The 7,334-nt window shown below is 67.4% G+C and carries 5 protein-coding genes; 3 read left to right on the top strand and 2 right to left on the bottom strand.

The genetic code is table 11. The annotated features are described in order from the left end of the window. Nucleotides 1-747 precede the first annotated feature (747 nt). The 3 genes from ACFHYQ_RS28265 (at nucleotide 748) to ACFHYQ_RS28275 (ending at nucleotide 5,590) form a co-directional block, all read left to right on the top strand. Nucleotides 748-2,394: a chitinase gene (locus ACFHYQ_RS28265; RefSeq protein WP_394304195.1), complete on the top strand. Its 1,647-nt coding sequence runs from the start codon at nucleotides 748-750 to the stop codon at nucleotides 2,392-2,394. Between the two features lie 49 nt (nucleotides 2,395-2,443). Beyond that, the gene (locus ACFHYQ_RS28270; RefSeq protein ID WP_394304196.1) at nucleotides 2,444-3,922 is read left to right on the top strand and encodes a carbohydrate-binding protein; all 1,479 of its coding nucleotides are present in this window, start codon (nucleotides 2,444-2,446) and stop codon (nucleotides 3,920-3,922) included. Nucleotides 3,923-4,255: 333 nt separating this feature from the next. Next, nucleotides 4,256-5,590: a hypothetical protein gene (locus ACFHYQ_RS28275; RefSeq protein ID WP_394304197.1), complete on the top strand. Its 1,335-nt coding sequence runs from the start codon at nucleotides 4,256-4,258 to the stop codon at nucleotides 5,588-5,590. Here the strand turns inward: ACFHYQ_RS28275 and ACFHYQ_RS28280 are convergent. After that, nucleotides 5,583-5,864 carry a hypothetical protein gene (locus ACFHYQ_RS28280; protein WP_394304198.1) on the bottom strand — a complete coding sequence of 94 codons (282 nt, stop codon included), beginning with the start codon at nucleotides 5,862-5,864 and terminating at the stop codon, nucleotides 5,583-5,585. The two genes, ACFHYQ_RS28275 and ACFHYQ_RS28280, sit on opposite strands and share 8 nt — an antisense overlap. Nucleotides 5,865-5,952: 88 nt before the next feature. Then, nucleotides 5,953-7,050, bottom strand: a complete 1,098-nt coding sequence (locus tag ACFHYQ_RS28285; protein ID WP_394304199.1) for an AI-2E family transporter — start codon at nucleotides 7,048-7,050, stop codon at nucleotides 5,953-5,955. Between the last annotated feature and the right edge of the window lie 284 nt (nucleotides 7,051-7,334).

Consider the following 7,334-nt stretch of genomic DNA (forward strand, 5'->3'; position numbering starts at 1 on the left):
CCACCCCCGGGGCCGCTGAGACGCTCAGCTACAACGGCACCGCGGGCTACTACCGCTACCGGGTCCACGCCTACAGGGGCTCCGGCGCCTACACCCTCGGATACAACGCGCCCTGATCGTTCAACGGGGTGAAGACGGGCCCGGTCCAGCCATCAGGCTGGGCCGGGCCTCTTCGCGTCGTGCGAGGAGGCTGCCGGGACCCTGACAGCCAGGGTCAGGAAAGCTTCGGTTTGGGTCTTGTGGGGCTGCCGTCCATGGGGCTACGATCCGACTAACTCTTAGGAAACTTTCCTAAAAGAAAGGCCGATCCGGAGCCGAACCATGGCCCTCCAACAACCCAAGACCTCCATCCGCGTCACGTCAGCGGGCGCCCCCTGATCGCCGTACGGCCGGCGCCGTTCCTATCCGGCCGCCTCGGTTAGGCGCCGGCCGTACGGATTCCATGACCGCGACCACCCCCCTCCACCCCCCACCCCCCCGCGTGATCTTGCGAATACTCGCACGCAGTCGGTCTGACCAGCGGAAATATCAACCGTGATCTTGCAGAATCTTGCAGCCATGCCCCCTGAGCAGGCGAAATATCGTCCGTGATCTTGCACTCCTTCCCCTGTCTGCAAGATCACGAAGTGTGCGGGCGCAGCTCATAGCCGTACATCGCCAATTTCTGCAAGATCATGATGAGCATCGGACCAGGTCACCGACCTTTGCTGCGAGAATTCGCAAGATCACGGTGAAAGTGAGACGAATGTGTCCGTGCGAAAGCTGGCGGCGATAGCCGTACTGGCGCTGGGGGCGACCGGCCTGTGGGCCGGGAGCGCATCAGCTGCCAACATCGTCGCCAATCCGGGATTCGAGTCCGGACTCGACGGCTGGACCTGCTCGGCAGCCTCCGGCGCCCAGACCGTGTCCAGTCCGGTGCACGGCGGGACGAAGGCGCTGACGGCCACGCCCGCCGGGAGCGACTACGCCCGCTGCCAGCAGACGATCAGCGTGCGGCCGTCCACGTCGTACGCGCTGTCGGCCTGGGTTCAGGGCAACTACGTGTTCCTCGGCGCGACCGGCACCGGCACCACGGACGCGCAGACCTGGGCCTCTCCCGGCTCGACATGGAAGCAGGTCACCACCTCGTTCACGACGGGATCCTCGACGAGCAGCGTGACGATCTACGTCAACGGCTGGTATGGCCAGGGCGCCTACTACGCGGACGACATCGTGCTCGACGGCCCCGGCGGCTCCACCCCCAGCCCGACGCCGACGCCGACGCCCAGTCCTAAGCCGACGCCCACCCCGACGCCCACGCCCACGCCGACACCGACACCGACGCCCAGTCCTAAGCCGACGCCCACCCCGACACCGACGCCTATGCCACCGCCGCCGAACGGCAAGCGACTGCTGGTGGGCTACCTGCACGCGTCGTTCGCCAACGGATCCGGTTACGTCCGGATGGCTGATGTGCCGAACGACTGGGACATCATCGATCTCGCCTTCGGCGAGCCGACGTCGGTCACGTCCGGTGACATCCGGTTCGAGCGTTGCCCGGTGTCCGAGTGCCCCAATGTGGAGAGCGACGCGGACTTCATCGCGGGGATCCGCGCCAAGCAGGCGGCCGGCAAGAAGGTGCTCATCTCGATCGGCGGCCAGAACGGCCAGGTGCAGCTCACCACCACCGCGGCCCGGGACAAGTTCGTCCAGTCCGTCAGCGCGATCATCGACAGATACGGCCTGGACGGCCTCGACATCGACTTCGAGGGTCACTCGCTGTCGCTGAACAAGGGCGACACCGACTTCAGGAACCCGACCACCCCCGTCGTCGTGAACCTGATCTCCGCCATCAAGACGCTCAAGGCGAAGTACGGTTCGAAGTTCGTGCTGACGATGGCGCCGGAGACGTTCTTCGTCCAACTCGGCTACCAGTTCTACGGCGCCGGCACGAACGGCACGGCCGACCCGCGCGCCGGGGCGTACCTGCCGGTGATCCACGCCCTGCGCGACGATCTGACGCTGCTGCACGTCCAGGACTACAACTCCGGGCCGATCATGGGCCTCGACAACCAGTACCACACGATGGGCGTGGCCGACTTCCACATCGCCATGACCGACATGCTGCTCACCGGCTTCCCCGTGGCCGGTGGCGCCACCTTCCCCGCGCTCCGTCCCGACCAGGTGGCGATCGGCCTACCGGCCGCGCCGTGGGCCGGGAACGGCTTCACCACGGTGGCCCAGGTGCAGAACGCCTTCAGCTGCCTGGCGAAGGGGACCGGCTGCGGCTCCTACCGGCCGCACGGCGTCTTCTCTGGCCTACGAGGCCTGATGACGTGGTCCATCAACTGGGACAAGTACAACGGTTTCGAGTTCTCCCGCAACCATCGGGCGTACCTCAACGGCCTCGGTTGATCTCTCCCCGCCCGATATCACCCCCCATCCCCTCCCCAGAAGGACAGTCATGAGAGCAAGTCGCACGATCACCGCGACTCTCGCGGCGCTGACACTGTCGGTGGCCGGCGTCGCGGCCACCGCTCCGGTCGCGTACGGCGAGGCCACCGCGACCACCAGCGTGACGGCCGCCGCCTCGGCCTGGCAGGCGTGGACCGCCTACAAGACCGGCGACCGGGTGACCTACAACGGCGTCGAGTACGAGTGCATCCAGGGCCACACCTCCCTGCCCGGGTGGGAGCCGTCGAACGTCCCGGCCCTGTGGAAGGTCACCGGCGGAGGCGGCGGAACGCCCAGCCCGAGCCCCAGCCCGAGCCCCAAGCCTCCGGCGGGAGTGCCGGGCACGCCGGGCACGCCGAGCGTCACCGGGACCACGAACAACTCGATCTCGCTGCGCTGGGGTGCCTCCTCGGGCACCGTGACCGGCTACCGCGTGTACGAGGGCACGACCGTGGCCGCGACCGCCGGCGGGACCAGCGCCACCATCTCCGGACTCGGCGTCTGCACGACGCACACCTACACCGTCAAGGCGTACAACTCGAGCGGCGAGTCGGTGGCGAGCTCGACGGTGACCGCGACCACGACAGGCTGCGGCGGCGGTGGCGGCGGTGGCGGCAAGATGCCGGGGGCGCCGTACCTCTACACGGGCTGGGGTAACCCGCCCAGCCCGGTCACGGTCATGAACGCCACCGGGATCAAGGAATTCACCATGGCGTTCATGCTCGCCAGCGGCGGATGCAACCCCGCCTGGGATGGTCAGCGTCCGCTGCTGGGCGGCCAGGACGCTGCGGCGATCTCCCAGATCAAGGGCGCGGGCGGTAACGTCCAGATCTCCTTCGGCGGCTGGTCGGGCAACAAGCTCGGCCCGAACTGCTCCACGCCGGCCGCCTACGCGGATGCGGTGCAGAAGGTCATCGACGCCCACAAGCCGGCCGCGGTGGACTTCGACATCGAGAACTCCGACGAGTTCGAGAACACCACCGTGCAGGACCGCATCCTCAACGCCCTGAAGATCGTCAAGCAGAAGAACCCGAACGTCAAGGTCGTCGTCACGTTCGGCACCGCCACCACCGGGCCGACGTACTACGGCACCCGGCTGATCAACCAGGCGAAGGCCCTCGGCGTCGACATCGACAACTACACGATCATGCCGTTCGACTTTGGCGGCGGCGCCGACATGTACGGGAACACGGTCAGCGCGGCGGAGGGGCTCAAGAACGCGCTCAAGTCCGCCTGGGGCTGGTCCGACGCGACCGCGTACGCCCACATGGGCATCTCGGGCATGAACGGCCTGTCCGACCAGCGTGAGCTGACCTCCCTGGAGACCTGGACCAAGATCCGGGACTACGCCAAGTCGAAGGGGCTCGGCAGGCTCGCCTTCTGGTCCGTCAACCGTGACCGCCCCTGCCCCAACGGCGGCGTGTCCGAGAACTGCAGCGGGATCGCCCAGAACGACTGGGACTTCACCCGGGTGACCGCCGGCTTCTGATCCCGGCCTCCTTGGTGACCAGGGCCGGGTGGACCGGGGCAGCCCCCGTGCACTCCACCCGGCCGTGATCCGGCGGCCGGCGCGACAGGAAACCACCCCCCTTTACCTGTCGTGCCGGCCGCCACTGCGTGTTGGAGCCAGCAGGCCGATGAGCATGCCCACGAAGGTCGCCACGCTGAGGGTGATCCACAGCCGCATCTTCATCGAGGTCTCCCCGTCTGTTACTCAGAGTGATCAGAATACCGCGAATGGTGACAGAATGCGACCGTTGGTTCGGGAAATCTTCCATCGAGTCGCCTCTTTCGCCGGTTGTGGGGCACGCTTGGCATCGCCATGCATTACGCAATTCACACAGCCCTGGTTCTGATCGCCGGAGTCGTGATCGCCGTCGTCGCGGAGCGGAAAGGCTGGACGCCCTCGCTCGCGGTGACCCTGGCGGTCGGCATCGGTGTCCGCGCGCTGATCCTGGTGATCGCCGCCACGGACGGATGGCAGCCACCCGACTACGTCGGCAGCTTCAAGCCGGCCGGCGAGGCCATCCTCAACCACCGCGACCCGGTGCTGGAGAGCAACGGCGGGTGGCACTTCCTGCCGACGATCCCCTACATGTACGGCCTGCTGCTCTGGCTGGGCATCCCCTGGGAGGTCACCGGCAGACTGGTGACCGTGGCCGCCGACATCGCGCTGATCCCGCTGGTCGGCAAGCTGGCCGGCGGCTCCGCCGCACGGCTGCGGGCGTTCCAGTACGCATGCAACCCGCTGGCGATCCTCGTCGCATCCGTGCACGGCCAGGTCGAGCCGGTCTCCCTGGTCTTCGCCGTGGGTGCGTACGTCGTGGCACGCGGGCCCGAAGGCTGGCGTCGCCCGCGGCCGCTGCCCTGGCCGCGGCCGAGTGAGTTGCTGCGCCGCCTCACGCACCCTCTGGAAGCGGACCGCGCGGCCACCGGCCGAGCGGTGTGGGCGGGCCTGCTGATGGGGCTCGCGCTGTGTGCCAAGAGTTGGCCGGTGATCCTCGTGCCGGCGTTGCTGATGCTGCTCCCGGGACTGCGCTCCCGCCTGGTCTCGCTGGTCGCGACCGGCGTCCCGCCCATCCTGTTCTTGCTGTCGCTGCCGATCGGCGGCTGGACCCGATGGAGCGAGTTGGCCGACGTGCTCAACGCCATCGGGCTGCGGCCGAGCGACGTCCGGCCGATCACGGGCGACTGGGGCTGGACGGCCCTGCTCAGCGGGGGAGAGTGGAATCTCGATCCGACTCCGGCCAGGATCGGCCAGTACCTGATCTACGCCTCGCTGATCGCCTGTCTGATCTGGTGGCGCAAGGCCCACCCGGTCGACGTCACGATCGCGATCCTGCTGGCATTCATGATCTTCACACCGCGCCTCGGTGCGCAGTATCTGCTTTGGTTCATGCCGTTCCTGGTCGCCCGCCCCACCCGCTGGGCCTGGCCCGCGATCCTGGGATCCTGCCTGTGGGCGGCCGTGGGATACCTCGTGCTCACCCAGTTCCCCGGCGAAGCCTGGTACGAGTTGCACAAGCCCTGGGCGATGAGCTCCATCGTGCTGTTCCCGCTGATCATCGCGGCCATTCCGTGGAGCCGCAGACAGGCGCCGGAGGCCCTCCTGGACGCCACGAGTGACCAACCCGGGGTACGAAAGGAGATCACATGACGATCAGCCGGACGAGATGGCTATGACTCCCTAAGCCGGGTGAGTCGCCGTCCAGGACACCCGTGACGCACTCGAACACGCCTGGCTCGCGCTGCCGTACGAAGAAGACGGCCTCGGCGATCGCGGACAGGAGCCGGATCACGTCGCGGTGCACGTGGACGCCCTCCCGATCGCCGGCGAGTGAGAGGGTGACCTCATAGACGCCGTCCTCCAGCGGGCGCTCGCCGGTCAGCAGCCACTCCGCTCCGCAGGCACGACGCAGGTGGGGAAGCACGTGCTCGTCCGGCTCTTCCGTCCTCTCCAGGGGACGGAGGAGTCACCGCCGCATGTTCCGACAGTACGTCGCGCGCCCGGCCGGACTTTCAGGGTACGGCCGGGGGCGGAGCCGATTTCGGTGTAGGGTCCGACGGCCGCGGCGGTTCGGGTTCGGGCAACGTGCCGGAGAGCAGGGCCGCGGCCCACTTGCTGGCCGGATCGCTGTCGATGAGCAGAGCCCGCACCAGCAGGCTCAGCGGGATCGCGAGAAGGGCACCCAGCGGTCCCAGGACCCACGCCCAGACGATCAACGACAGGAACGTCGAGGTGGTGGACAGACCGACGGCGTCACCGAGGAACTTCGGCTGGATGAACGACTGGATGACCACGTTGATCGCGAGATACGCGACGATCACGAGCAGCATGGTCTTCGGCCCGCCCTCCAGCAGCCCGAGCAGCGCGGGCGGGATCAGACCGAGGATGAACCCGATGTTCGGGATGTAGTTAGTGATCAGTGCGAGCACCCCCCACAGCAGCGGAAGGGGCACGCTCAGCGCGTAGAGCGCGGCGACGTCGAGAGCCGAGCAGATCAGGCCGAAGAACGTCGAGACGATCAGATAGCGGCGGGTCCGGTAACTGAAGGTCTTGAGTGCCAGCGCGAGGGCAGGGCGCTCGACGGCGGCCGCGTCGACGATCCGCGAGAAGACCGGGGCGTCCAGGCTCATAGCCAGGAGTAGCACCACGATCAGGAAGAGACTGGACATAACGCTCATCAGGCTGCTCAGCAGGCCCTGCGCCACCTCGATCACCTTGCCCGGGTCGAGCGAGGACAGCGCCTTGTTGAGCTGCTCGCTTCCGTAGCCGAGGCCGGCCGCCCAGTGCTGGAGGTCCGTCACCATCTCGTTGAACTGGGTGGCGTAGGTGGGCGCCAGGAGGGCGAGTTGCGCGGCGGCGAGACTGAGGACCGCGATCATGCCGAGGAGAACCAGCAGCACCACCGCGAGCGGGATGACGATCTGCATCCAGGTGGGGGCTCGATGCCGAGACAGCCAGCTGCGCAAGGGTGATACGGCGATCACCAGGGTCAGCGCCAGGACGACGGGCCCGAGGATCGATCCGACCGCCTGAATCCCGGCCAATGTGACCACGGCGGCCGCTGTTCCGAGCAGCACGACCAGGGCGCGTGGGAATCCCTGTTGAATCACGCATCGTTTCTACCGCTTCCAAAAGATCCCGCAAGCCCGTTGGCGCGCTGTATCCGGCCGATTTCAGAAGGTGAAGACCGGTACGCCGGCAGGCGTGGGGCATGTCGGGCGCGGTCGGTGTCGGGCTCTGGTAGTCTCGTTGGGCCGGTGTGGTTCGGCGGATCCCATTTCTGATCATCTTGGTGGTCTGGTGTGTGGGATGTGTCGGGTGCGGTTGCCGGTGCCTCTTCTTCTCTTGGGTTTTGGATCTGCTGCGGTTTGCGTGGCGGGGCCGGACCGGGTAA

The sequence above is a fragment of the Sphaerimonospora cavernae genome, assembly GCF_042435035.1.
Classification (GTDB): domain Bacteria; phylum Actinomycetota; class Actinomycetes; order Streptosporangiales; family Streptosporangiaceae; genus Sphaerimonospora; species Sphaerimonospora cavernae.

Excerpts from the sequence above, each read along its gene's own strand:
- ACFHYQ_RS28270 (WP_394304196.1), top strand. The coding sequence starts at position 2,444 with ATGAGAGCAAGTCGCACGATCACCGCGACTCTCGCGGCGCTGACACTG.
- ACFHYQ_RS28275 (WP_394304197.1), top strand. The coding sequence starts at position 4,256 with ATGCATTACGCAATTCACACAGCCCTGGTTCTGATCGCCGGAGTCGTG.